The sequence below is a fragment of the Nocardioides sp. P5_C9_2 genome, from assembly GCF_054049555.1.
Window position 1 is genome coordinate 1 of the sequence record NZ_JBFUMD010000008.1, and the last position, 24581, is coordinate 24581.

General features: G+C 74.1%; 27 protein-coding genes and 1 riboswitch. Of the genes, 24 read left to right on the forward strand and 3 right to left on the reverse strand.

The window, feature by feature from the left end; all coding sequences use genetic code 11:
- The first annotated feature begins 25 nt into the window (after positions 1 to 25).
- The 15 genes from ACXJKL_RS00925 to ACXJKL_RS00995 all read left to right on the forward strand — a co-directional run bounded on the left by ACXJKL_RS00925 (position 26) and on the right by ACXJKL_RS00995 (position 14627).
- On the forward strand, positions 26 to 1597 hold the full coding sequence (locus ACXJKL_RS00925; protein ID WP_457205189.1) for a CoA-acylating methylmalonate-semialdehyde dehydrogenase: 1572 nt from the start codon (positions 26 to 28) through the stop codon (positions 1595 to 1597).
- Positions 1590 to 2981: an aminotransferase class III-fold pyridoxal phosphate-dependent enzyme gene (locus tag ACXJKL_RS00930; protein ID WP_457205163.1), complete on the forward strand. Its 1392-nt coding sequence runs from the start codon at positions 1590 to 1592 to the stop codon at positions 2979 to 2981. The genes ACXJKL_RS00925 and ACXJKL_RS00930 overlap by 8 nt, the downstream gene beginning before the upstream one ends.
- Positions 2981 to 4369 carry an NAD(P)/FAD-dependent oxidoreductase gene (locus tag ACXJKL_RS00935; RefSeq protein ID WP_457205164.1) on the forward strand — a complete coding sequence of 463 codons (1389 nt, stop codon included), beginning with the start codon at positions 2981 to 2983 and terminating at the stop codon, positions 4367 to 4369. Before ACXJKL_RS00930 ends, ACXJKL_RS00935 begins: the two co-directional genes overlap by 1 nt.
- Before the next feature lie 69 nt (positions 4370 to 4438).
- Entirely contained in the window at positions 4439 to 5203 is a 765-nt protein-coding gene (locus ACXJKL_RS00940) for a SurA N-terminal domain-containing protein (protein WP_457205165.1), read from the forward strand.
- Positions 5204 to 5697: 494 nt separating this feature from the next.
- Complete coding sequence (locus ACXJKL_RS00945) at positions 5698 to 6066, forward strand: hypothetical protein (RefSeq protein WP_457205166.1); 369 nt, start codon at positions 5698 to 5700, stop codon at positions 6064 to 6066.
- Between the two features lie 85 nt (positions 6067 to 6151).
- A complete protein-coding gene (locus ACXJKL_RS00950) occupies positions 6152 to 6979 on the forward strand; it encodes a UbiA family prenyltransferase (protein ID WP_457205167.1) in 828 nt (275 codons plus the stop codon).
- 73 nt (positions 6980 to 7052) lie between these two features.
- A complete protein-coding gene (locus ACXJKL_RS00955) occupies positions 7053 to 8120 on the forward strand; it encodes a type III polyketide synthase (RefSeq protein ID WP_457205168.1) in 1068 nt (355 codons plus the stop codon).
- Positions 8117 to 8662 carry an isoprenylcysteine carboxyl methyltransferase family protein gene (locus ACXJKL_RS00960; protein WP_457205169.1) on the forward strand — a complete coding sequence of 182 codons (546 nt, stop codon included), beginning with the start codon at positions 8117 to 8119 and terminating at the stop codon, positions 8660 to 8662. Before ACXJKL_RS00955 ends, ACXJKL_RS00960 begins: the two co-directional genes overlap by 4 nt.
- Positions 8655 to 9692, forward strand: coding sequence for an NAD(P)/FAD-dependent oxidoreductase (locus ACXJKL_RS00965; protein WP_457205170.1), 1038 nt, complete (start codon positions 8655 to 8657; stop codon positions 9690 to 9692). Before ACXJKL_RS00960 ends, ACXJKL_RS00965 begins: the two co-directional genes overlap by 8 nt.
- Complete coding sequence (gene idi / locus ACXJKL_RS00970) at positions 9689 to 10303, forward strand: isopentenyl-diphosphate Delta-isomerase (RefSeq protein WP_457205171.1); 615 nt, start codon at positions 9689 to 9691, stop codon at positions 10301 to 10303. Before ACXJKL_RS00965 ends, idi begins: the two co-directional genes overlap by 4 nt.
- A 208-nt stretch (positions 10304 to 10511) precedes the next feature.
- Positions 10512 to 11195, forward strand: coding sequence for an SGNH/GDSL hydrolase family protein (locus ACXJKL_RS00975; protein ID WP_457205172.1), 684 nt, complete (start codon positions 10512 to 10514; stop codon positions 11193 to 11195).
- A 76-nt stretch (positions 11196 to 11271) separates the two neighbouring features.
- Positions 11272 to 11598 carry a putative quinol monooxygenase gene (locus ACXJKL_RS00980; protein WP_457205173.1) on the forward strand — a complete coding sequence of 109 codons (327 nt, stop codon included), beginning with the start codon at positions 11272 to 11274 and terminating at the stop codon, positions 11596 to 11598.
- 124 nt (positions 11599 to 11722) lie between these two features.
- Positions 11723 to 12508 (forward strand): (Fe-S)-binding protein, encoded by a 786-nt coding sequence (locus ACXJKL_RS00985; protein ID WP_457205174.1) that lies wholly within the window; start codon positions 11723 to 11725, stop codon positions 12506 to 12508.
- Positions 12505 to 14040 carry a lactate utilization protein B gene (locus tag ACXJKL_RS00990; RefSeq protein WP_457205175.1) on the forward strand — a complete coding sequence of 512 codons (1536 nt, stop codon included), beginning with the start codon at positions 12505 to 12507 and terminating at the stop codon, positions 14038 to 14040. The genes ACXJKL_RS00985 and ACXJKL_RS00990 overlap by 4 nt, the downstream gene beginning before the upstream one ends.
- Positions 14037 to 14627 carry a LutC/YkgG family protein gene (locus ACXJKL_RS00995; protein ID WP_457205176.1) on the forward strand — a complete coding sequence of 197 codons (591 nt, stop codon included), beginning with the start codon at positions 14037 to 14039 and terminating at the stop codon, positions 14625 to 14627. Before ACXJKL_RS00990 ends, ACXJKL_RS00995 begins: the two co-directional genes overlap by 4 nt.
- A 32-nt stretch (positions 14628 to 14659) precedes the next feature.
- Here the strand turns inward: ACXJKL_RS00995 and ACXJKL_RS01000 are convergent, their stop codons facing one another.
- Entirely contained in the window at positions 14660 to 15001 is a 342-nt protein-coding gene (locus tag ACXJKL_RS01000) for a TraR/DksA family transcriptional regulator (RefSeq protein WP_457205177.1), read from the reverse strand.
- A gap of 38 nt (positions 15002 to 15039) precedes the next feature.
- On the opposite strand from ACXJKL_RS01000, the gene ACXJKL_RS01005 reads away from it, so the two are divergent.
- From ACXJKL_RS01005 to ACXJKL_RS01020, 4 genes are all read left to right on the forward strand, one after another.
- The gene (locus ACXJKL_RS01005; protein ID WP_457205178.1) at positions 15040 to 15330 is read left to right on the forward strand and encodes a DUF1330 domain-containing protein; all 291 of its coding nucleotides are present in this window, start codon (positions 15040 to 15042) and stop codon (positions 15328 to 15330) included.
- Between the two features lie 139 nt (positions 15331 to 15469).
- A complete protein-coding gene (locus tag ACXJKL_RS01010; RefSeq protein WP_457205179.1) occupies positions 15470 to 16294 on the forward strand; it encodes a hypothetical protein in 825 nt (274 codons plus the stop codon).
- Positions 16295 to 16358: 64 nt separating this feature from the next.
- Positions 16359 to 17273, forward strand: coding sequence for a cation diffusion facilitator family transporter (locus ACXJKL_RS01015; protein WP_457205180.1), 915 nt, complete (start codon positions 16359 to 16361; stop codon positions 17271 to 17273).
- Positions 17274 to 17320: 47 nt separating this feature from the next.
- A complete protein-coding gene (locus ACXJKL_RS01020) occupies positions 17321 to 17722 on the forward strand; it encodes a hypothetical protein (protein ID WP_457205181.1) in 402 nt (133 codons plus the stop codon).
- A 21-nt stretch (positions 17723 to 17743) separates the two neighbouring features.
- Here ACXJKL_RS01020 and ACXJKL_RS01025 read toward each other — a convergent pair whose 3' ends face one another.
- A complete protein-coding gene (locus ACXJKL_RS01025; RefSeq protein ID WP_457205182.1) occupies positions 17744 to 18439 on the reverse strand; it encodes a hypothetical protein in 696 nt (231 codons plus the stop codon).
- A gap of 129 nt (positions 18440 to 18568) precedes the next feature.
- Between ACXJKL_RS01025 and ACXJKL_RS01030 the strand changes: the two genes are divergently transcribed.
- Together ACXJKL_RS01030 and ACXJKL_RS01035 are read left to right on the forward strand one after the other, a co-directional pair.
- The gene (locus tag ACXJKL_RS01030) at positions 18569 to 19387 is read left to right on the forward strand and encodes a glycerophosphodiester phosphodiesterase (protein WP_457205183.1); all 819 of its coding nucleotides are present in this window, start codon (positions 18569 to 18571) and stop codon (positions 19385 to 19387) included.
- 177 nt (positions 19388 to 19564) lie between these two features.
- Complete coding sequence (locus tag ACXJKL_RS01035) at positions 19565 to 20623, forward strand: MBL fold metallo-hydrolase (RefSeq protein ID WP_457205184.1); 1059 nt, start codon at positions 19565 to 19567, stop codon at positions 20621 to 20623.
- Here the strand turns inward: ACXJKL_RS01035 and ACXJKL_RS01040 are convergent.
- Positions 20599 to 21024: a GNAT family N-acetyltransferase gene (locus ACXJKL_RS01040; RefSeq protein ID WP_457205185.1), complete on the reverse strand. Its 426-nt coding sequence runs from the start codon at positions 21022 to 21024 to the stop codon at positions 20599 to 20601. The genes ACXJKL_RS01035 and ACXJKL_RS01040 overlap by 25 nt on opposite strands.
- 33 nt (positions 21025 to 21057) lie before the next feature.
- Positions 21058 to 21164, forward strand: a riboswitch (TPP riboswitch).
- Here ACXJKL_RS01040 and ACXJKL_RS01045 point away from each other — a divergent pair.
- The 3 genes from ACXJKL_RS01045 to ACXJKL_RS01055 form a co-directional block, all read left to right on the forward strand.
- Positions 21155 to 22261: a thiamine ABC transporter substrate-binding protein gene (locus ACXJKL_RS01045; RefSeq protein ID WP_457205186.1), complete on the forward strand. Its 1107-nt coding sequence runs from the start codon at positions 21155 to 21157 to the stop codon at positions 22259 to 22261. Its footprint overlaps the riboswitch before it by 10 nt.
- On the forward strand, positions 22258 to 23892 hold the full coding sequence (locus tag ACXJKL_RS01050) for an ABC transporter permease (protein ID WP_457205187.1): 1635 nt from the start codon (positions 22258 to 22260) through the stop codon (positions 23890 to 23892). The genes ACXJKL_RS01045 and ACXJKL_RS01050 overlap by 4 nt, the downstream gene beginning before the upstream one ends.
- The coding region (locus ACXJKL_RS01055; protein ID WP_457205188.1) for an ABC transporter ATP-binding protein at positions 23892 to 24581 on the forward strand (690 nt) is incomplete at its 3' end. The genes ACXJKL_RS01050 and ACXJKL_RS01055, both read left to right, overlap by 1 nt.

Consider the following 24581-nt stretch of genomic DNA (forward strand, 5'->3'; position numbering starts at 1 on the left):
GGCCGAGCCGACGAGAGAGGACGACATGACCACCATCCCGACCACCGGCCGCACCGACGGGGGCATCGCCCACTGGTCGGCCGGCGAGGACTTCGCCGGCACCAGCGGGCGCACCGCCGACGTCACCAACCCCGCCACCGGGCAGGTGACCGGACGACTGGCCCTCGCCTCCCGCGAGGACGCCGACGCGGTCATCGCGGCCGCCGCCGCGGCCGCACCGGCCTGGGGGCGTACGTCGCTCGCGGCCCGCACGCAGGTGATGTTCGCGTTCCGCGAGCTGCTCAACTCCCGCAAGGGCGAGCTGGCTGCCCTCATCACCGCCGAGCACGGCAAGGTCCTCTCCGACGCGATGGGGGAGATCGCTCGCGGCCAGGAGGTCGTCGAGTTCGCGTGCGGGATCTCCCACCTGCTCAAGGGTGGCCACTCCGAGGGCGTGTCGACCGGGGTGGACGTCCACTCCAAGCGCGACCCGCTGGGCGTCGTCGGCATCATCTCGCCGTTCAACTTCCCGGCGATGGTGCCGATGTGGTTCTTCCCGATCGCCATCGCCGCCGGCAACACCGTCGTCCTCAAGCCCAGCGAGAAGGACCCGTCGGCGGCCCTCTGGATCGCCCGCCTCTGGCAGGAGGCGGGACTGCCCGACGGCGTCTTCAACGTCCTGCAGGGCGACAAGGTCGCCGTGGACGCGCTGCTGGAGAGCCCAGCCGTGCAGGCGATCAGCTTCGTCGGGTCGACCCCCGTCGCCGAGTACGTCTACGAGAACGCCTCCCGGCGCGGCAAGCGCGTCCAGGCGCTCGGCGGGGCCAAGAACCACATGGTCGTCCTGCCCGACGCCGACCTCGACCTGGCGGCCGACTCGGCGGTCAACGCCGGCTACGGCAGCGCGGGCGAGCGCTGCATGGCCATCAGCGTGCTCGTCGCGGTGGGATCGGTCGCCGACGAGCTCGTCGCCCGCATCGCCGACCGCACCCGCACCCTGGTGATCGGCGACGGCGCCGCATCCGGTGCCCGGGGGACCGACGGCTCGGACACGGACGACCGGGAGCCCGACATGGGCCCCCTCGTCACCGAGGCGCACCGCGACCGGGTCGCCTCCTTCATCGACTCCGGCGAGCAGCAGGGTGCCAAGGTCGTCGTCGACGGACGCGACGTCCGGGCGTGGGGGGCGGTCGACGGCTTCTGGCTCGGGCCCACCCTCTTCGACCACGTGACCCCCGAGATGGACGTCTACCGCGAGGAGATCTTCGGCCCGGTGCTGTCCGTCGTACGGGTGGAGACGTACGAGGAGGCCGTCGCGCTGGTCAACGACAACCCCTACGGCAACGGCACCGCCGTCTTCACCAACGACGGGGGAGCGGCGCGACGCTTCGAGGCGGACGTCCACGTCGGCATGATCGGCGTCAACGTGCCCGTCCCGGTGCCGGTGGCCTACTACTCCTTCGGCGGCTGGAAGCGCTCGCTCTTCGGCGACACCCACGCGCACGGCACCGAGGGCGTCCACTTCTACACCCGCGGCAAGGTCGTCACCACCCGGTGGGTCGATCCGGCCAACCGTCCGCAGGGCGGCCTGGAGCTGGGGTTCCCGCGCAATGTCTGAGACCGCAATGTCCGAGACCGCGATGTCCGAGCTGCTGATCGCCTCGCAGGACTTCGTCGACCTCACCCCCGAGCGCACCCACGAGCTCGACCGTCGCCACGTCTTCCACTCGTGGTCGGCCCAGGCCGCCCTCGACCCGATGGTCATCACCCGGGCCGAGGGGTCGCACATCTGGGACGGGGCCGGCAACCGGCTGCTGGACTTCACCTCGCAGCTCGTCTTCACCAACCTCGGCCACCAGCACCCGCGGATCGTGACGGCGATCCAGGAGCAGGCCGCCCACCTGTGCACGGTCGCGCCCCAGCACGCCGTCGCTGCCCGGTCCGAGGCCGCCCGGCTGATCGCCTCCCACACCCCGGGCGACCTGGATCGCGTCTTCTTCACCAACGGCGGTGCCGACGCCAACGAGCACGCCGTCCGGATGGCCCGGCTGCACACGGGCCGCCCGAAGGTGCTCTCGACGTACCGCTCGTACCACGGGGGCACCCAGCTGGCGATCAACATGACCGGTGACCCGCGCCGGTGGCCCAACGACCAGGGCTCCACCGGGACGGTGCACTTCTTCGGCCCGTTCCGCTACCGCAGCGCCTTCCACGCGACCACCGACGAGGAGGAGCGCGAGCGGGCGCTGGCGCACCTCGCGCAGGTCATCGCCCTCGAGGGGCCCTCGACGATCGCGGCCGTCGTGCTCGAGTCCATCCCCGGCACCGCCGGCATCATGGTCCCGCCCGCGGGCTACCTCAGCGGCGTCCGGGAGCTCTGCGACCGGCACGGCATCCTGCTGGTCGCCGACGAGGTGATGTCCGGCTTCGGCCGCGCGGGCCGCTGGTTCGCGTGCGAGCTCGACGACGTCGTGCCCGACCTGCTCACCTTCGCCAAGGGGGTCAACTCCGGCTACGTGCCGCTCGGCGGGGTCGCGATGAGCGAGGCGGTCGCCGCGACCTTCGCCGACCGCGCCTACCCGGGCGGGCTCACCTACTCCGGCCACCCCCTGGCCTGCGCCGCCGCGGTGGCGACCATCCGCACCATGGAGGACGACGGGGTCGTCGAGCACGCGGCCACCCTCGGGGACGAGGTGTTCAGGCCCGGTCTCGAGGCACTCCTCGAGGAGCATGACTGGGTCGGCGAGGTGCGCGGCACGGGGGCGTTCTGGGCCGTCGAGCTGGTCAGCGACCGGGCCACGCGCGAGCCCCTGGCGCCGTACGGCGGCAGCAGTCCGCAGATGGCCGCGATCCTGGCAGCCTGCCGACGCCGGGGACTGCTGCCCTTCGCGAACTTCAACCGGATCCACCTGGTGCCGCCCCTGACCTCGACCGCCGAGGAGGTCCGCGAGGCGATCGCCGTCCTCGACGAGGCGCTCGCCGAAGCGTCAGCCGCCGGGTGATGCCGGCGTCGGAGACCCTCGACAGCTGGCCCGCCGGGTCCTACGACGACTCCGTCCTGGCGCCGCTGTGGCTGGACACCCCGGACCGCCCCGCCGCGAGGCCGCCGGCGACCGGGGTGGTGCACACGGACCTGCTGGTGGTGGGCGGCGGCTTCACGGGGCTCTGGACCGCCCTGCGTGCGGTCGAGCGCCTGCCGGGCTCCTCGGTCGTGCTGGTCGAGGGCGACCGCATCGCCGAGCACGCCACCGGTCGCAACGGCGGCTTCTGCGAGGCCAGCCTCACCCACGGTGAGTCCAACGGCCGCACCCGCTGGCCCGAGGAGTACGACCGGCTGCACGAGCTGGGCCTGAGCAACCTCGACGACATCGAGGAGACGATCGAGCGCTACGACATCGACTGTGGCTTCGCCCGGGGCGGGGTGCTCACGGTCGCCACGCGTCCGCACGAGGTGCCACACCTCGAGCCGGACCGGCCGGGCTTCCTGGACGCAGCGGCCGTGCGTGAGCGCCTCGACTCGCCCACCTACCTGGCCGGCCGGCACGAGCCGGACGCCACCGCGGTCGTCGACCCCGCACGCCTGGCGTGGGGCCTGGCGGACGCGGCCGAGGAGCTCGGCGTACGCCTGCACGAGCACACGCGGGTGCTGTCGGTACGCCCCCGCGGGGCCGGCGTGGAGGTCAGGACCGGCCGGGCGGTGATCCACGCCTCCCGGGTCGTCCTGGCCACGAACGTCTTCCGCAACCTGCTGCGGCGACCCCGCTGGTCGGTCGTCCCGGTCTACGACTACGTGCTCGCGACCGAGCCGCTCACCGACGCCCAGCTCGAGGTCCTGCGCTGGGACCCGGCCGTCGGGGTCTCCGACTCGGGCAACCAGTTCCACTACTACCGGCTGACGCCCGACCGGCGGATCCTGTGGGGTGGTTACGACGCGATCTACCACTTCGGGCGCTCGATCGCCGAGGAGCACGCGGACCGTCCGGAGACGTTCGAGACCCTGGCGCGGCACTTCGCGGAGACGTTCCCGCAGCTGCGGGGCATCCGCTTCACGCACCGCTGGTCCGGGGTGATCGACACCTCCACCCGCTTCTGCGCGCTGTTCGGGACCGCCCACGGCGGCCGGACGGCGTACGCGACCGGGTTCACCGGCCTCGGCGTCGGCGCCTCCCGGTTCGCGGCCGACGTCATGCTCGACCTGCTCTCGGGCGAGCCGACCGAGCGCACCCGGCTGGAGATGGTCCGCCGGCAACCCCTGCCGTTCCCCCCGGAGCCTCTCGCGTGGCTGGGCATCCAGGCGACCCGGTGGTCGCTGGCGCGTGAGGACGCGACCGGGCGCCGCAACCCGTGGTTGCGGGTGCTCGACCGGCTCGGGCTGGGCTTCGACTCCTGAGCGGGGGCACCCACGGACCCCGGGGGGCCCTCAGGAGGCGTTCAGGGTCGTTACGTACCGTCGATGGCGATGACTATCCCGAAGCGTCTCCGCACCGTCCTCGTCCCCGCGCTGGCCGCAGCCGTGCTCTCCCTGACCGCCTGCGGCGGCGGCGGCTCCGACGGCGACTCCGCCTCGTCGTCCCAGGAGAAGTCGGGCGACGCGGACGCGGCCGCGGGCGCCGACCTCGAGGGCGTCCCGGACGTGGTGGCCGAGGTCAACGGCGAGGAGATCACCAAGGACGAGTTCGCCCCGATCTACCAGGCGCAGCTCCAGCAGGCCACCGCCCAGGCCCAGGCGGGTGGTGAGCAGCCCGACGAGGAGGCCCTGCAGAAGCAGACCGTCGACAACCTCATCAACACCGAGCTGTTGTCGCAGGAGGCCGAGTCGCGCGGCATCGAGGTCACCGACCAGGACGTCGACGACGAGCTGGCCAAGCTCGCCGAGCAGAACCAGCTCGGCTCGGCCGAGGAGCTCCTGAAGGCACTCGACGACCAGGGCACCACCGAGGACCAGGCCCGCGCGCAGATCGAGACGCAGGTCATGGTCGAGCGGCTGGTGGACGACGAGGTCGGGTCCGCGGACATCTCCGAGAAGCAGCTCCGCTCCCTGTACCGGCAGGCCAAGCAGCAGGCCCAGCAGCAGGCCCAGGCCGGCCAGCCGCAGGAGATCCCGCCGTTCGAGAAGGTCAGGACACAGCTGCAGGAGCGCGCCGAGTCCGACCGCGTGGGCACCGTGGCGCAGTCCCTCATCGAGGACCTGCGCAAGGACGCGGACATCGTCAACAACCTCTGACGCCCGYGTCCCCGCAGGGTGGCTCCGACGCGCCTGGCGGAACCCCGGGGGATGGGTGCATCGCCAGACGCGTCTTGATCAACGGTAGGGCGTCGGCGGCTGTCCAGACAGACCCACGATGGGGTAACAACGTGCTAGTCCGTCGTGCCTGACGAGCTGCCCGGCGAGCTGCCCGTCGCGCCGGGGTCCGCGCCGGCGCCACATCGACGGGGGGTCGAGGTGCTCGCCGGCGCGGGGGCCCGAGCACGCCGGGAAAAATGGGGGGGTTGGCGCGTCGGACCCACCCCTTGCGAGGCGTCGTGATGCTAGGCCAGACCGGCGCCCGGCGGAAGCAGGTCGGGCGTGTCGCCCCGTCGCGACCCCACACCCGGGTCTGCTGTGGTTCCTCGCGCAGCGCCTCGTGCGGGTCTCGTGGGAGCCGTCGGGCGAGTCCCAGGAGCCGTCGTACCCGTGCGGGTCTGTCCCGGTCACCGGTCACCGCCTAGGTTCGGGGGATGGAGCACCCCCTGACGAAGGCCCTGGCCGTCGCGACCCTCGGCTACAGCGCCTGGGTGGTCACGAGCGCCGACTCGCTGCGCGCGCAGCTTGCCGACCCCCACGACTGGGCGACGCCCGCCTCGCGCCTCGCCTACACCTACGCGGGTCGCGACGTCCCCATCTCGGCACTGGCGCTGCTCGGCGGCGTCCAGGGGGCGCGGACCGGCGCCCTGCTCCGCATCGCCGGCGACGTGACCGACGCGTTCACGCTCGGGACCACGGCCTCGTCGGCGTCGGCGCGCCGCAAGGCCGTCGCCGTCGCGGCCGGGTACGGCGTCGTCAACGCGCTCGCGCTGGTCCTCGACGAGCGGCGCCGTCGGGCGTGAGCCACGCAGGGTGAGTGCAGGGTGAGTACCGTCGGGGCAGTGCCCGGCACCCGCGCCGAGCCGGGGCGGACGGACAGGGGAGGCCATGACCGCTGACGTCGTGCACGACCCGGCGCACCCGTCCTCCCGCACACGAGCGGTGCTCGCCGCGGCGCACCTCGGCCCCGCCCTGGCGGTGACGGTCCTGGCCGGCCTGCTCGCCCTGGCGCAGGGGCTGGGCCCGGGCCGCACCACGCTCGTCGTCGCCGCGGTGCTCGCCGGCCAGCTCTCGGTCGGATGGAGCAACGACCTCGTCGACGTCTCCCRCGACCGGCGCAGCGGACGCACGGACAAGCCGCTGGCCACCGGGGCCGCCTCGGTGGCGTCGGTGCGCGCGGCCTGCGCCGTGGCCGTCGTCRCCTGCGTCGTGCTGTCCCTGGCCTGCGGCCTCGCCGCCGGTCTCGTGCACCTGGTCTGTGTCGGCGCCGGGTGGTCCTACAACCTCGGCCTGAAGGCGACCGTCTGGTCCTGGCTGCCGTACGCCGTGGCGTTCGGCGGGCTGCCCGTCTTCGTCGCCCTCGCCGGCTCGGACCTCCCGCCGTGGTGGTGGCCCGTCGGGGCCGCGCTGCTCGGCGTCGGGGCCCACCTGCTCAACGTGCTCCCCGACCTCGACGACGACGCCGCGACCGGCGTCCGCGGGCTGCCGCACCGCCTCGGTCCCCGCTGGATCGCCCCGGTCGCTGCCGCCGTGCTCGTCGGCGCGACCGTGGTGGTCGTCGCCGGCTCCTCACCACCGCTCGCGTGGGCCGTGCCCGTGGCCGTGGTGGTCCTGGGCCTCGCCGCCCTGGTGATCGGCGGTCGCGGTCGCGTGCCCTTCGCCGCGGCGGTCGCCATCGCGCTCGTCGACGCCGTCCTGCTGGTGGCGGCCCGATGACGCGCTCGGGCCCCGGTCCACGTCGCCGCCCAGGTGCCCGCCCACGTCCCCGCCCATGTCCCTGGAGGCTTTCATGAGGATCCTGTCCGCGCGCGGAGCGTTGCCGGCGCACTCCCACCCGCAGGAGGAGATCACCGAGGCCTTCAGCGCGGTCATCGCCGAGCGCAGCGTCGACCGGGCGCTGCTCCGGCGTTTCCACCGCAACGCCGGGGTCGAGCGGCGTCACACCGTCCTGCCGCTGGCGGACTACGCGACGCTGCGCGACTTCGGCCACGCCAACGACCTCTTCATCGAGCACGCCGTCGAGCTCGGGTCCCAGGCGCTGGTCGACGCCCTCAAGGCCGCCGACCTGACGCCCTCCGACGTCGACCTGGTGGTCACCGCCACGGTCACCGGGCTGGCGATCCCGTCGCTGGACGCGCGCATCGCGGGCGTCGTCGGGCTGCGCGAGGACGTGCGGCGGATGCCCCTGGTCGGCCTGGGCTGCGTGGCGGGTGCGGCCGGGATCGCCCGGGTCCACGACTACCTGCTGGGCCACCCCGACCACACGGCCGTCCTGGTGGCGGTCGAGCTGTGCTCGCTCACCATCCAGCGTGACGACGTGTCGGTGCCCAACCTGGTGGCCAGCGGCCTCTTCGGTGACGGCGCGGCGGCGGTGGTGGCGGTCGGCGCGCACCACGGACGGAGCGGGCAGGAGGGAACGGTCGAGGTGCTGGCCTCACGCAGCCGGCTCTACCCCGACAGCGAGCGGACGATGGGCTTCGACGTGACCGGCGGGGGCCTGCGGATCGTCCTGGACGCGGAGGTGCCCGCGATCGTCGAGCGGCACCTGCGCGGCGACGTCGACGGCTTCCTGGCCGAGCACGGGCTCACCCGCAGCGACATCGGCTGGTGGGTCTGCCACCCGGGTGGTCCCAAGGTGATCGAGGCGCTGCAGTCGGCACTCGAGGTGCCACAGGAGGCGGTGCAGCTGACGTGGGACTCGCTGGCCAGGGTGGGCAACCTGTCGTCGGCGTCGGTGCTGCACGTGCTCGAGGACACGCTGCGCGACCGGCCGCCGACGCCCGGCACCCACGGCGTGCTGCTGGCGATGGGGCCGGGCTTCTGCTCCGAGCTGGTCCTGCTCCGGGCCACCGCATGACCAGCCTGCTGGCCTTCACGGTCCTGGTCCTCCTGGTCGGCCTCGAGCGGATCGCCGAGCTGGTCGTCTCGACCCGCAACGCGGCCTGGAGCCGGGAGCGTGGCGGGGTCGAGTCGGGGCAGGGCCACTACCCGTTCATGGTCGTCCTGCACACCGGGCTGCTGGTCGGCGCGCTCGCGGAGGCGTGGCTGCGGCGACCCGACGTACCGTCCGCCCTGGCCTGGTCGATGCTCGCGCTCGTCCTCGCGTCCCAGGCGCTGCGCTGGTGGTGCATCACCACCCTGGGGCCGCGCTGGAACACCCGCGTCATCATCGTGCCCGGGCTGGCGCCGGTGCAGTCAGGCCCCTACCGCCTGTTCCGCCACCCCAACTACGTCGCCGTCGTGGTCGAGGGGGTGGCCCTCCCGCTCGTGCACGCCGCCTGGATCACCGCGGTCGTCTTCACCGTCCTCAACGCCGCGCTCCTGACGGTGCGCATCCGCGCCGAGGACGCCGCGCTCGCCACCCTGCCCGCGCGGCAGGCCGAGGGCAGCGATGCGTGACCTCGTCGTCGCCGGCGGTGGTCCGGTCGGGCTCGCCGTCGCGCTGCACGCTGCGCGGGCCGGGCTCGACGTCGTCGTCCGCGAGCCCCGTACCGGTCCGGTGGACAAGGCCTGCGGCGAGGGACTGATGCCCGGAGCCGTCGCCGAGCTCGCGATGCTCGGGGTGCGTCCGGACGGCCACCCGCTCTCCGGCATCCGGTACGTCGACGGGTCCGGTCGCAGGGCCGCCGAGGCGGTCTTCACCGCTGGCCCCGGCCGCGGCGTACGCCGGACCACGCTGCACGCGGCGCTGTCGGACGCGCTCGCGCGCGCGGGGGTGCCGCTCCAGGCCACCCCGGTGCGCTCGGTCCGCGACGCCGGCGACCACGTGCTCGTGGACGGCGAGCCGGCGCGCTACCTGGTGGCCGCCGACGGCCTCCACTCACCCGTACGACGCCTCCTCGACCTCGAGGTGCCCGCCCGGGGTCCGCGCCGGTTCGGCCTGCGCTGCCACGTGCGCCAGGCACCCTGGACGCCCTTCGTCGAGGTGCACTGGGCGGCGGGGGCGGAGGCCTACGTGACTCCCGTGGCCGACGATCTCGTCGGTGTCGCCGTGCTGACCCGCAGCGGGGAGCCCTTCGACGAGGTGCTCGCCGCGTTTCCCCTGCTGCGGGAGCGACTGACCGGTGAGCGGACCAAGGTGATGGGCGCCGGTCCGCTGCGGCAGCGCGCCCGCCGCCGGGTGGCCGGGCGGACGCTGCTGGTGGGGGATGCGGGCGGATACGTCGACGCGCTCACCGGTGAGGGCATCGCCCTCGGGCTCGCCCATGCCCGCGCCGCGGTCGCGTGCGTCGTTGCCGACGATCCCCAGCGCTTCGAGCCGGTGGCGCGCCGGCTCGGCCGCCGCCACGAGCTGCTCACCCACGCCCTGCTGCGTGCCACCGCCCACCGTCCCGTCCGACGACACCTGGTGCCGGCCGCGGCCCGGGCACCCTGGCTCTTCTCCGCCGCCGTCAACCAGCTCGCCCGACCGATCGAGGTGCCCGCATGACGTCCAGTGCCCCAGGCCCGGACCCGGTCTCCGTGCCTCCCGCGGAGTCGGTGGTGCTGCTCGACGAGGGGGGCCACGCGATCGGTACCGCCGACAAGCGCCGCGTGCACCACGAGGACACGCCGCTGCACCTGGCGTTCTCCTGCTACCTCTTCGACGGCGACGGCGCCCTCCTGGTCACCCAGCGGGCCCTGCACAAGAAGACCTGGCCCGGGGTGTGGACCAACAGCTGCTGCGGCCACCCGGCGCCGGGGGAGCCCATCGCGGAAGCCGTACGACGGCGGGTCGAGCAGGAGCTCGGCGTGCGGGTCGAGGGCCTGCGGCTGCTGCTGCCCCGGTTCCGCTACCGCGCGGTGATGGACGACGGGATGGTCGAGCACGAGATGTGCCCGGTCTTCGTCGCCACCACCACCGACGAGGTCCGTGCAGACCCCGAGGAGGTCGAGGAGGCGCGGTGGGAGCCGTGGGGCGCCTTCCGTGCCGGCGTGCTCGACGGCAGCAGGGCGATCTCCCCGTGGTGTGCCGAGCAGGTCGAGGCGCTGCCGGCCGACCCACTGACCGCGCCCACCGCGTCGTACGACGACCTGCCACCGGCGGCCCGGGACGCCTGACCCCGCACGCGGAGCCACCCGCCGCGCACACTCTCGGAAAAGGTGCGGCGGCGGGCGGCGCCCGGCATCGAGCGGGGGCGGTGCCCCCCCGAACACTGCCCGTCCTCCGGGTTCCCGAGAGCGTAGATCCGTGGGGCGTCGTTCGGGTAGTACCCCTAGGGGCGGGGACGACCCGGGCCGCAGCTGCCGGTGTGGGTACGGTCGCGCGGTGGTCAAGGCAGTCGTTCCCGCGGTCGTGCTGGCCCTCGCCGTGGCCGCGGGTGGCGCCTGGCTGTGGCACCGGCACGACCAGGGCGAGGCGTGCGAGGTGGTCCGGGCGAGTGTCGCCCGGCGCGGCGATGCACCCGTCGGCACCGGACGTCGGGAGGTCGTGGTCATCGGCGACTCCTACGCCCAGGGCTGGGGGCTGCGGGACCCGACACTGTCGTGGCCGACCGCGTTCGCGCGGGAGGCGGACGCCACGGTGCGGGTCGACGGGTTCGCCGGGTCCGGCTTCACCGGGTCGGCCTTCTGCCACGACGAGGACTTCGGGACCCGGGCCGCGCGGCTGGACCTCGACGGGGACGAGCTCCTGGTGGTCCAGGGCGGCCTCAACGACGTCAACGCCGATCCCGACGTCATCGAGTCCGCCGCGGTGACGGTCGTGGAGGCCTCCGGCGCCGACGCGGTCGTGGGACCGCCCCCGGCGCCCCAGCGCGACCTCGAGCTGACGATCGCCACCGACGAGGCGCTCGCGCKGGCCGCGGACGAGGCCGGGGTCGCGTACGTCTCGACGATCGACTGGGACGACCTGACCTACCTTCCTGACCGTCTGCACCTGACGCCCGAGGGCCACCTGCTCTTCGGGACCCGGGTGGCGGACGCGCTCCGCGAGGCCGGCGTCCTGCGCTGAGCCCGCGGCGCCCGGTGTCGCGTGTCGTCCGTATCCTCGGAGGCGTCCGATCCACCTCCGTCCGAGGAGTGCTGCGTTGATCTTCATCACCGCCAAGTTCCAGGTCCGTCCGGAGTCCGCCGAGCAGTGGCCCGAGATCAGCCGGGCCTTCACCGAGGCGACGCGCTCCGAGCCGGGCTGCCTGTGGTTCGACTGGTCGCGCAGTCTCGACGACCCGAACGAGTACGTCCTCGTGGAGGCCTTCGCGGACGACGCTGCCGGTGCCGCGCACGTGGGCTCCGACCACTTCCGGGCGGCCCGGACCGAGCTGCCCCCGCACCTCGCGTCGACGCCGCGCATCGTCAACACCACCGTCGAGGGCTCGGAGTGGTCCGAGCTCGGCGAGATGGCCGTCGAGGCCTGATCGATCCTCCGCCACCCTGTGCGCGGGCGTGCCCTCGCCGTACGACGGGGCGCGTGGCGCGCCGGGCGGCCGGCACCTGCGCACCGCCGCCCCACCGGAGCTCGGACGTGCAAGGGTGCAGGACATGAGAGTCGCGCTGATGGTCACCTGCATCAACGACGCGCTGTACCCGGAGACGGGCAAGGCGGTGGTCACGCTGCTGCGCCGGCTCGGGGTGGACGTCGAGTTCCCGACCGCGCAGACGTGCTGCGCGCAGCCGATGGTCAACACCGGCTACCTCGCCGAGGCCGTCCCGGTCGTGCGCACGTTCGTCGACGCCTTCGCGGGGTACGACGCCATCGTGACGCCGAGCGGCTCGTGCGCAGGCTCGGCGCGGCACCAGCACTCGATCGTGGCCCGCCGTTCGGGCGACCCGGCCCTGGAGGCGGCCGTCGCCGGGACCGGGCCGAGGACCTACGAGCTGAGCGAGTTCCTCGTCGACGTGCTCGGGGTGACCGACGTCGGGGCCTACTTCCCGCACCGGGTGACCTACCACCCGACCTGCCACTCGCTGCGGATGCTCGGGGTCGGCGACCGGCCGCGGCAGCTCCTCGAGCAGGTGCGTGGCCTGACCCTCGTCGACCTGCCGCAGGCCGAGGAGTGCTGCGGCTTCGGCGGCACCTTCGCGGTCAAGAACTCCGACACCTCGGTCGCCATGGGCTCCGACAAGGCGCGCCACGTCCGTGAGACCGGCGCCGAGATGGTGGTGGCCGGCGACAACTCCTGCCTCATGCACATCGGCGGGCTGCTCTCGCGCGAGCGCTCCGGCGTACGTCCCGTGCACCTCGCCGAGATCCTCGCCGCCACCGAGGACTCCGAAGGGCACAGCGACGGCCCGGCCGTCGGCGCGCGGGCGGGGGAGCGGGCATGAATACCCCACGACGTTCTCCGCTGCGCTCCGAACGCCGCGAGGACCCCAAGAGCACCGGCGGCACCTTCGTCGGGATGCCGGCGTTCCCCGAGGCGGCCCGCGCCGCGCTCGGCGACACCCAGCTGCGCCACAACCTGGCCCACGCCACCCGCACGATCCGCGACAAGCGGGCCCGGGTGGTCGCCGAGGTCGAGGGCTGGGAGGAGCTGCGCGTCACCGGTGCCGGGGTCAAGGAGGCCGCGCTGCGCGACCTCGCCACCCACCTCGAGACCCTCGAGGCCCGGCTGACCGCGGCCGGCGCGACCGTCCACTGGGCCCGTGACGCCGCCGAGGCCTGCGCGATCGTCGCGAAGGTCACCCACGACCACGGCGTCGACGAGGTGGTCAAGGTCAAGTCGATGGCGACCGCCGAGATCGGGCTCAACGAGGCGCTCGAGGCCGAGGGCATCGCCGCATGGGAGACCGACCTGGCCGAACTCATCGTGCAGCTCGGCGACGACCTGCCCTCGCACATCCTGGTCCCGGCGATCCACCGCAACCGCGCCGAGATCCGGGAGATCTTCCGCCGCCGGATGGGCGACGTCGGGCGCCCCGCCCCCGCCGACCTGACCGACGAGCCCGCCGTCCTGGCCGCCGCCGCCCGTGCCCACCTGCGGGAGAAGTTCCTGAGGGCGCGGGTCGCCGTCTCGGGAGCCAACTTCGCCGTCGCCGAGACCGGCACCCTCGTGGTGGTGGAGTCCGAGGGCAATGGCCGGATGTGCCTGACCCTGCCCGAGGTGCTGATCAGCGTCGTCGGCATCGAGAAGGTCGTGCCCACCTGGCGCGACCTCGACCCGCTGCTGCGGCTGTTGCCGCGCTCCTCGACCGGCGAGCGGATGAACCCTTACACCTCCACCTGGACCGGCGTCACTCCCGGCGACGGTCCCCAGGAGGTGCACGTGGTCCTGCTGGACAACGGCCGCACCCGCGCGCTGGCCGACGACGTCGGCCGCCAGGCGCTGCGCTGCATCCGCTGCTCGGCCTGCCTCAACGTCTGCCCGGTCTACGAGCGGGTCGGCGGGCACGCCTACGGCTCGGTCTACCCCGGCCCGATCGGCGCGATCCTCAACCCGTTGCTCAACGGTGTGAGCGACGAGCAGACCGCGTCGCTGCCCTACGCGTCGTCGCTGTGCGGGGCCTGCTTCGAGGTCTGCCCGGTCCGCATCGACATCCCGTCGGTGCTCGTCGACCAGCGCGCCCAGGTGGTCGACAGCCACCGCGGCGACGCCGTGCCCAAGCCGGAGGCGGTGGCCATGAGGGCCACGGCGTGGGCGTTCAGCGACGCGCGCCGGCTCGGGTGGGCCGAGAGGGCGTCGGGCCTCGCCGGCCGCGTCCTGGGCCGCCTCGGTCGTACGACGCTCCCGGGCGGTCGCCGGGCGGCCGGCAGGTTGCCGGGTCCCGGTGCCGCCTGGACCTCCGCGCGCGACCTGCCCGCCCCGCCCGCGGAGTCGTTCCGCGCCTGGTGGCAGCGCACCGACGGAGGACGACGATGACCAGCGCCCGCGACGAGATCCTGGCGGCGGTCCGTGCCGCGCTCGACGGCGTCGAGCCGGCCGGCGCCCTGCCCGCACCTCCGACGGCACGACCGGTCGACGACCTGGTCGGTCTCTTCGTCGAGCGGGTCGAGGACTACCGCGCCGTGGTGACCCGCTGCGGCGCCGACGAGCTGGCGGCCACGGTGGCCGCGGCGCTGGCCGGCGGCAGCGCCGTCGTACCGTCCGGGCTGGGGATCGAGGTGCCCGGCTCGGTGGTCGACGACGGGCTGTCCGCCACCGACCTGGACGCCATCGACGCCGTGGTGACCGCCGCCCGCGTCGGCATCGCCGAGACCGGCACCATCGTGCTGGACCACGCGCCGGACCAGGGGCGGCGGGCGATCAGCCTGGTGCCGGACCTGCACGTGTGCGTCGTGCGCTCCGACCAGGTGGTCGCCGACGTGCCCGACGCGGTGGCGCTGCTGGACCCGGCCCGGCCCCTCACMTGGATCAGCGGGCCGAGCGCGACCAGTGACATCGAGCTGGACCGGGTCGAGGGCGTGCACGGTCCCCGGACGCTGCACGTCGTGCTGGTGCAGGGCTGACGCACCTCACCCGAGGTCGGTGGCCGCCCCCCTCAGCGCGACGAGGCGCACTCCACGCACCGGCGGGCGGTGGGCCTGGCCTCGAGCCRAGCGGCCGGGATGGTCGCGCCGCAACGCTCGCAGGTGCCGTACGTCGCGTCCCGGAGACGCGCCTCGGCCCGGTCGATCTCGGCGAGGTGCGCGCGGGCCTGGGCGATGAGGGCGCCGATCTGGGAGCGCTCGAAGGCAATGGTGGCGCCCTCCGGGTCGTGCTCGTCGTCGGCGTTGGTGTCGAGCGACGCCGCGACCACCGCGTCGTGGTCCCCGGTGAGGGCACCGAGCCGCGCGAGGACCCGCGCCCTCTCGGCAGCCAGCCGTGACCGTGCCTCGTCCACCGGTCCATGCTGTCACCCGCACCCGACAGGATGGGCGCATGAGCGCCTACTGGATCAGCATCTACCGTGAGATCACCGACGAGACCAAGGTCGCGGCGTACGCCGAGCTGGCCGGCCCGGCGCTGCGGGCGGCCGGCGGGACGTTCGTGGCCCGCGGGCTGCCCGAGCAGACCTACGAGGCGGGTGAGGCCACCCGCACCGTGGTCATCGTGTTCGACTCGGTGGAGGCGGCCCGGGCTGCCCACGACAGCCCCGCCTACCGGGAGGCGCTGGACGCGCTCGACGGCGGCGCCGTGCGTGACATGAGGATCGTGCCCGGGGTGGAGTGAGGCGTCTGCACGGCGTCAAGATTCCGCCAACCTTCCCCGCTCGACGCCGTTGYCGTGCTGTCCTGAGGACAGCGTTCCGCGCGGGATGGGGGTCTCGGGACCGCGGGACGCTGCCGCGACGCATCCTGGGGGGAGTCCGATGACCGAGAGCGAGGCCATCTCGAGCACGGCGTCCGCGCGTCGCTTCACCGTGGCTGCCGACGGCACCACGACCGGCGACGACGGCGACTCGGGAAGGCTCGCACTGTCGCTGCGCTACGCCTGCCGGGTGGCCGGGCAGCTCGACCTCTTCACGGGTGCAGGCGACCTCGAGTGGGTCAGGGCCATCGGCAGCACCACCGTGACGGTCCGGGTGGGCTGGGGCCAGGGCAGCGCTCCGGCCCTGTCGGCCGAGGTGGGTGCCGGGGAGCCGCGTACGCCCAAGGACGTCGTCGTGGTCGGTGGCGCCGACGTGCACGCCGCGCTCGGCCACTGCATGCAACGGGTGGGTCAGATGCTCGGTACCCACTGGAGCGCGGTCATCACGGGCGACAAGCGGGTCGTCGCGGCCGCGGTGCCCCGGTCCGGCACCGGGCTGCTCGACCCGGTGGCCGCCCTGCCCGAGGTTGGCGTCCGCGCCCTGGCCGTCCTCGGCGCCCTCGAGGAGCGCTACCGGGAGACCTGTGTGCTGCTCGACTACGCGCACGGCACGACGCTGGTCGCTGCGATCGGCGACCATGCCCTCGTCGCGTTCGCCGACAGGCTCGACACCAGAGTGGTGGCCGACATCGTGGACGAGGTCCGCGCGATCCTCGTCCCCGGGGACGTCGCCCGCGCCGAGGCCGTCACGATCGTCGAGACGCCGACCACCTCGCCGGTGGAGGAGCAGGTGCCTCCCGCGTCAAGGGTGCCGGCACGGTCGACCGGGATGCGCCATCGAGCCGTGCGACCACGCCGGTCCCGGTGGGGGCGTCGCTCGAGGTAGACCCGCTGGCTACCGTGGCCACGAGACCGGGAGGACCCGGGACACCGGACCATCGGAGGCGGGCGTGGGGGCAGGTCACGGTCACGGGCACGGTGGCTCGTCCGGGCACGCGGGGGAGCGGCACCGGTGGCGGCTGGCGGTCTCCTTCGGCCTGATCGCGTCGTTCTTCGCCGTGGAGCTCGTCGTCGGGCTCACGTCGGGCTCGCTGGCCCTGCTGTCGGACGCGGGCCACATGGCCGCCGACGTCGTGGCGCTCGGTGCCGCCCTGGTGGCCACCCGCATCGCGTCGCGCCCGGACACCACCGGTCGCCGCACCTACGGCTCCTACCGGGCCGAGGTCTTCGCCTCCGGGCTCGCGGTGCTGCTGATGCTCGGCGTCTCGGCGTACGTCGTGATCGAGGCGCTGGGTCGCCGGGGCAGCGACGTGGCGGTCGCCTCCACGCCGATGCTCGTCGTCGGCGGGCTGGGCCTCGTCGTCAACCTCGTCGCGCTGTTCCTGCTGCGGGGCGGCGCGGACGAGTCGCTCAACGTCAAGGGCGCCTACCTCGAGGTCGTCGCCGACACCCTCGGCTCGCTGGGCGTGCTGGTCGCGGGCGTGCTGGTCGCCACCACCGGCGAGGGCGTGTGGGACACGGTGGTGGCGCTGGCCATCGGCATCTTCGTGGCCGTGCGCGCGGTCGCGCTCGGCCGGCAGGTCCTCGCCGTCCTCGGCCAGCACGTCCCCGCCGGCATGGAGGTCGACGTGATCGCCGCGGACCTCGGCGCCCTCGACGGGGTCACTGACGTGCACGACGTCCACGTCTGGACGCTGACCTCCGGCATGCACGTCGCGACGGCGCACCTCGTCGCCGCGGAGGGGCACGCGCAGCGCGTGCTCGACGATGCGCGCGGCCTGCTGCGTCGTGAGCACGAGATCTCCCACGCCACCCTGCAGGTGGAGTCGGCGGYGTCGCGGGAGTGCCACGAGCTGGACTGGTGACGTCGGCCGGTGCGGCGCCGGGCGGGCTCGGGCGGCATGCTGGGGTCATGCGCTTCACCGAGCACGAGCTGACCCTCGCCCTCACCGCCGCGGCCAAGCCGGTCGCCGTGGCCCAGCAGCGCAGCCTGCGCAAGGGGCGACAGGACCCTGACGTCGTGTGGACCGCGATGACCGGCTACGAGCGCTACCAGGTGCTCGACGCCCTCGGGAGCCAGCTGCTGCCGGCCCTCGTCGCCCTCCCGGACGTCGAGGTCGAGACCGGCGCCCGGCCCGTCTTCACGGACGCGCAGGTCACCGCCGCCGTGGAGGAGACCCTGGGCGACGCCCCCGGTGGGCGGGTGCGTCGCAAGGTCGTCGTCGCCGCCCGGGTGGCTCTCCTGCGGGCCGCGCTCGCCGGGCTGCCCCCGCGCAGCGACCCGGACACGCTGCAGGTGCCCGACTCGCTCTGACCTCCTCGGAGCGTCCCCTCGTCAGGCTCCGTCGGTCCTGCCCGGGGCCTCCTGGCCCTCGTCCTCGTCGGGCAGGTGCGGGTCGGCCAGGAAGTACTGCGTGAACGCGCCGTCGCCGCCACGCTCGTGGTGGTGCAACGGCTCGGGCACCATCCGACCCTCGGCGGCGTCCCAGAAGCCGTCGACCCGCCGGGCCACCGTGCGCGCCACCCGACCCGGCACCCCCTGGTGGGGGATGTAGGGGTGCGGGCGCGTCGGGGCGGACAGCTCGGCCCGGTAGAGCCGCTCTCCCCAGTCCGGGTCGTCGTCGCGGCGGCTCGCCGCGATGGCGGCCGCCAGCGCGGCCTCCATCGCGCAGGTCCCGGCGAGCTCGTGCCGCACGTCGCTCCAGATGGATTCCCACGGCCGCCGCACGGCGTACGTCGACCCGTAGAGCTTGGCCTTGACCTGCGAGAGGGCGATCTCGAAGCGCCGGCTCTGGGCGATGTACGCGTGGGCGCGGTCGGCTCCGTCCTGGACGTGGCTGCGCGCGGCGGGCACCAGGACGGCCAGGGAGGCCGAGTTGTGCCGGCTGGCGCTGGCCAGGAACGTGTCGATGGCGGGGAACTGGTCGCGGGGATGCTCGGGGTCCGTCGTCGGGCGGGCGACGGCGGCCAGGTCGAGGCGTTCGGCGAGCATCTGGTGGGTGACCCGGAGACCGGGGACGAGCGTGTCCATCGTGTACTCCCGACGGGCCGGTCGGGCGCCCGGCCCACCGTCCAGTCTGCGTCGCGGTGGGAGCGGGGGCAAGAGCGTTCGCCATGCGCCTACGCGGCCGGTCCCCCCGCGGCAGGCATGATGTCCGCCGTGTCCCGTGCCCTCCGCCTGCTCCTGCCCCCGGCCCTCGCCGTCCTGGTCGTCCTCCCGCTGTCCGTCGCCCCCGCGACGGCGACCGAGGGCCCGGCCGCCGCCCGCGACTTCTCGGTCACCGCCCACCGTGGCGGCCCGACGCGGACCCTCGGGGAGAACACCCTCGCGGCGTTCCGACACTCGCTGCGCGCGGGCGCGACCGCGATCGAGACCGACGTACGGCGCACCCGCGACGACGAGCTCGTGGTGCTCCACGACAGTGGTCTCGGCCGCACCACCACCTGCACGGGTCCCATCGGCGCCTGGACGCGCCGCCAGCTGGACCGGCAGTGCCTGGAGCGGACCGGCCGCAAGCCGATCCCGCACCTGGAGGAGCTGCTGGCGTTCGCCGCGGCGCGGGCCGAGCGGGGCAGGCCGTTCTCGCTGATGCTCGAGCTCAAGGGCAGCAACTGGTCGACGACCCAGGTCCGTCGGGTGGTCAACCTCGTCAAGGACGCGGGGCTCGTCGAGCTCACCGCCCTCTCGTCGCTGCGCGCCACCGCCCTCGAGCGCGTACGCCGCCTCTCGCCCCGGATGGGCAACCAGCTGATCGTCAGCGGCTGGCGCAAGGTCCGCCAGACCAAGGGCCAGGTGGGCGGCTACAACGTGCCCGCCCGGCTGCTCACCGAGCAGCGGGTCCGCCGACTGCACCGGCAGGGGGACCTGGTGGTCGGTGGCTACGCCCTCACCCGCGCCGAGTGGCGCACCCTCGCGCACGTCGGTGCCGACGGCGTCGTCACCCCCGACGTGACCGCCTACCGCGCCTGGCTCGGCTGAGGCTCGCGGGCTTCGGGCGGCGGAGTCCCCGCTGGGGAACGAGATCGTCCCCGGATACTCGCTCGACCCCGGTAGCGGTGACTCAGCCACATTTCTCTGTCGTCGACGGTGGCTGACCCACCGCTCGGCGGGCGACCCAGCGGCGGCCGGTCCACGGCCCCGCCTAGAGTCCTGCGGGTGACCTCGACCGCTCGCGCCGTCTCGCCGGACTCCGGCACCCACTGGACCGAGCCGGGGGCCTGGGCCGTCGCGCCGGGGGTGCACCGGATCCCGCTGCCGCTCCCGATGGACGGCCTGCGTGCGGTCAACGTCTACGTCCTGGAGACCGACGACGGGCTCACGCTGGTCGACGGCGGCTGGGCGATCGAGGTGTCCCGCACCCAGCTCGAGCAGTCCCTGAAGGAGATCGACCGCCAGGTCGGCGACATCCGGCGCTTCCTGGTGACCCACGTCCACCGCGACCACTACACGCAGGCAGTCACCATCCGCCGCGAGGTCGGGTCGCACGTGAGCCTGGGTCTCGGCGACAAGGCGACCCTCGACCTGATCCACGATCGCGACCGGAGCGGCGCCGACCCGCACGTCGTGCTGCTCGAGCGTGCCGGCGCCCCGGACATCGCCCGGGCCTGGGGCGAGTTCACCCGCACGCACACGCCCGACCTGTCCCAGTGGGACTATCCCGACACCTGGCTGGAGGGCGACCTGAGCCTCGAGGTCGGCGACCGCACCCTCGACGCGGTGCACACGCCCGGGCACACCCGTGGCCACTACGTCTTCGCCGACCGCGACGCCTCGCTGCTCTTCGCCGGCGACCACGTGCTGCCGACGATCACCCCGTCGATCGGCTTCGAGCCGGCCGTGGCGGACTCGCCGCTCGGCGACTTCATGGGCTCGCTGACCCGGGTCCGCAATCTCCCCGACCTCACCCTGCTCCCGGCCCACGGCCCCGTCGCCCCCTCCTCGCACGCCCGGGTCGACGAGCTGCTCGCCCACCACGAGGAGCGGCTCGCCCGCTGCCTCGAGGCGGTCGGCGACGGTGCGCTGTCGTCGTACGACGTCGCCGGCGTCCTGCCGTGGACGCGCCACGAGCGGACGCTGGACTCACTCGACGTCTTCAACTCGGCGCTGGCCACCCTGGAGACCCGGGCGCACCTCGAGCTGCTGGTCGCCCGAGGCGGTCTCACCCACGCCGAGCAGGACGGGGTCGTCGTCTACCGACGCACCATCGGCACGTGAGCGACGCCGTCCTCGACGAACTCCGGACCGCTCACCTCGAAGCCGTACGACGCGTAGAACGCGGTCAGCTGGGTCTGCGCGTCGAGGCGCACCTCGCGCCCGCCCACGACCGCCATGGCCGCGTCCACCAGGTCCCGCGCCAGCCCGCGACCACGCGCCGCGGGGGCGACCACCACCCGTCCGATCCGTGCGTGGGAGCCGTCGTCGAGCACCCGGGCGCACCCGACGAGCGCGTCGTCGTCGTGGGCCAGCACGTGCCGCGTCGCGGGCTCGAGGTCGCGGCCGTCGAGGTCGGGATAGGGCGAGGCCTGCTCGACCACGAAGACCTGCTGACGCAGCCGCCACAGCGGGTACGCCGTCCGGGCGTCGAGGTCGTCGAAGGCCAGCACCGAGATCCTCACCAGCCCTCCATGAGGGCCAGCGTAGAGTGCGAGGGACACAGACAGGGGAGCACGCCAGCGTGCTGAGAGTGCGGGAGACCGCAGACCCTCCGAACCTGATCCGGCTAGCACCGGCGATAGGGAGTCCACGATGAAGACTGCGCGCGCACGCGCCCTCACCACGACCGGCAGGGCCGCCACCGGGGCCGCGGCCCTGCTGCTCGCCGCCACCGGCTGCAGCACCATGGGCGGCGACTCGGGGACCGAGCCGGAGAGGACCCCGGCGGCCGGTGACGACGGCCTGGCCGGCAGCACCGTCGTGCTGGTCACCCACTCGTCCTTCTCGCTGCCCAAGAGGCTGGTCCGCTCGTTCGAGGACGAGACCGGCATCGACCTGCAGACCCGCTCGGCGGGCGACGGTGGCACGCTCACCGCCAAGCTGTCGCTGACCAAGGACGACCCGACCGGCGACGTCGCCTTCGGCGTCGACAACACCTTCGCCTCGCGGCCGCTCGACGAGGGCGTCTTCGCGCCGTTCGCGGCCGACCTGCCGCCGGGTGCCGCCCAGTACGTCCTGGACGAGGGCGCCGACCGCCTCACCCCGATCGACGTGGGAGACGTGTGCGTCAACGTCGACACGACGTGGTTCGAGCGCGAGGGCATCGCGCCGCCGCGGACCCTCGACGACCTCACCGACCCGACGTACCAGGACCTGTTCGTCGTCCCCGGCGCCTCGACCAGCTCGCCGGGGATGGCCTTCCTGCTGAGCACGGTCGCCGAGTACGGCGAGGACGGCTGGGCCGACTACTGGAGCGACCTGCTGGCCAACGGCGCCAAGGTCGTCGACGGCTGGGAGGACGCCTACTACGGCGACTTCACCCAGGGTGGCGGCAGCGGCGACCGTCCGATCGTGCTGTCCTACGACTCGTCGCCCGCCTTCACCGTCAAGGGCGGCCGCTCGACGACGAAGGCCCTGCTCGACACCTGCTTCCGGCAGGTGGAGTACGCCGGTGTCCTCGACGGTGCCGCCAACCCGGCCGGCGCCGAGGCGGTCGTCGACTGGCTGCTCTCCGACGAGGTCCAGGCCGCGCTCCCGACGAGCATGTACGTCTTCCCCGTCAGCGACGACGTCGACGTCCCCGCCGACTGGGCGACGTACGCCGAGCAGCCCAGCGACCCCTACGAGGTCGCCCCTGCGGACATCGCCGCCCACCGCGAGCAGTGGCTCACGGAGTGGACGGACGTCATCAGCCGGTGAGGCGGCTCGCCGCCCTGGCAGCACTGGCCCTCGGGCCGGTGCTCGTGCTGGGCGTCTTCTTCGTGCTGCCGGTGTCCGCGATGGTGTCCCGGGGCTTCCTGGTCGACGGGCGCCTGGACGTCGGCGGCGTGCTGGACGTGCTGGCCCGGCCGCGGGTGCTGCGGGTCGCGTGGTTCACCGTCTGGTCCTCGTCGGTGGCCACGGTCGTGGCCGTGCTGGTCGGGATGCCGGCGGCCTACGCGCTGCACCGGCTGGCGCTGCCGGGGCGACAGCTGGTCCGGGCGGCGCTGCTCGTGCCGTTCGTGCTGCCCACGGTGGTGGTCGGCGTGGCCTTCCGCGAGCTGCTCGGCGAGTCCGGCCCGCTCGGCGGCCTCGGCCTCGACGGGACCCCCACCGCGATCATCGCCGGGCTCGTGTTCTTCAACGTGGCCGTGGTGATCCGGGCGGTGGGCGCCGCCTGGGAGTCGCTCGACCCCCGGCCCGGCGAGGCGGCGGCCGCCCTGGGCGCCTCGCCCTGGCAGGTCCTGCGCACCGTCACGCTGCCCGCGCTGCGGCCCTCGATCGTGAGCGCGGCGAGCGTGGTCTTCCTCTTCTGCGCCACCGCGTTCGGGGTCGTGCTCACCCTGGGCGGGGTGCGCCACGCGACCGTCGAGACCGAGATCTACCTGCTCACCACGACCCTCTTCGACCTCCGTGCGGCGGCCGCGCTGTCGATGGTGCAGCTCGTCGTCGTGGTCGGCCTGCTCGCCGTGGCGGCGCGGCTGCGGGCCACCCCGGACCCGTCGACCACGCGGACCACGCCGCGCCCGCAGCGGCCCCGGCGACGCGACGTACCCGTGCTGGTGGCGACCACCCTGCTGCTGGCCGCCGTGGCGCTGCCCGTCGTGACCCTCGTCGCCGGGTCGCTGCACTCCGACGGCGCCTGGAGCCTGGACAACTACCGCCGCCTCACCACGTCCGGGGAGGACCAGGCGCTGCTGGTCCCCGTGACCGCCGCGCTGGTCACCTCCCTGCGGACCGCGGTCGACGCCACCTGGATGGCGCTGCTGATGGGCCTCTCGGTGGCGCTCCTGGTGACCCGGCGCTCCCGGACGCGGGTCGAGCGTCGGGTCCGAGGTGGGCTCGACGTGTTCTTCATGCTGCCACTCGGGGTGAGTGCGGTGACGATCGGCTTCGGCTTCCTGATCAGCCTGGACCGGCCGCCGCTGGACCTGCGGGACTCGCCGCTGCTGGTGCCGATCGCCCAGGCCCTGGTCGCGCTGCCGCTCGTCGTGCGCACCATCGCGCCCGTGCTGACCGGGATCGACGACCGCCAGCGCCAGGCCGCGGCGTCCCTCGGCGCGCCCCCGTGGCGGGCGCTGCTGACCGTCGACCTCCCCGTGGTGTGGAAGCCGCTGCTCGCGGCCAGCGGGTTCGCCTTCGCGGTGTCGCTGGGGGAGTTCGGCGCGACCGCGTTCCTGGCCCGCGACGAGCGCCCCACGGTGCCGGTCGTGATCTTCCGGCTCCTCGGCCACCCCGGCGAGCACAACTACGGCATGGCGCTGGCCGCCTCGGTGGTCCTCGCCCTGGCCACCGCGACGGTCGTGCTGGTCGTCGAGCGCCTGCGCGTCCCCAGCCTGGGGGCCTTCTGATGCTGAGCCTCACCGACGTCTCCGTGGCGTACGACGGCGTCCCCGCCGTGCACCGCGTGAGCCTCGAGCTCCCCGACGGCGCGGTGCTCGCGGTGCTCGGTCCGTCCGGGTGCGGCAAGTCCACCCTGCTGCGCGCCGTCGCCGGCCTCGAGCCGCTGACCGGCGGCCGGATCGCCTTCGACGGGGAGCCGGTCGACCACCTGCCGACCCACCGGCGCGGCTTCGCGCTGATGTTCCAGGACGGTCAGCTCTTCGGGCACCTGACGGTGGCGCGCAACATCGGCTACGCCCTGCGGCTGCGGCGTCGGCCCTCGACGGACCGGGTCCGCGAGCTGCTCGCGCTCGTCGGCCTCGAGGGGTACGACGACCGCCTCCCGGCCACGCTCTCGGGCGGCGAGCGGCAGCGGGTCGCGCTGGCCCGGGCGCTGGCCGTGGAGCCCCGGCTGCTGCTGCTCGACGAGCCCCTCTCCGCGCTGGACGCATCGCTGCGCGAACGGCTCGCGGTCGACCTGCGCGAGATCCTCCGCGCCGCGGGCACCACCGCGCTGATGGTGACCCACGACCACGAGGAGGCGTTCACGGTCGCCGACYGGCTGGCCGTGATGCGCGGCGGGCAGGTGGTGCAGACCGGCCCGATCGGTGCCGTGTGGGCCGCGCCCGTCGACGAGGCGACGGCGCTGTTCCTCGGC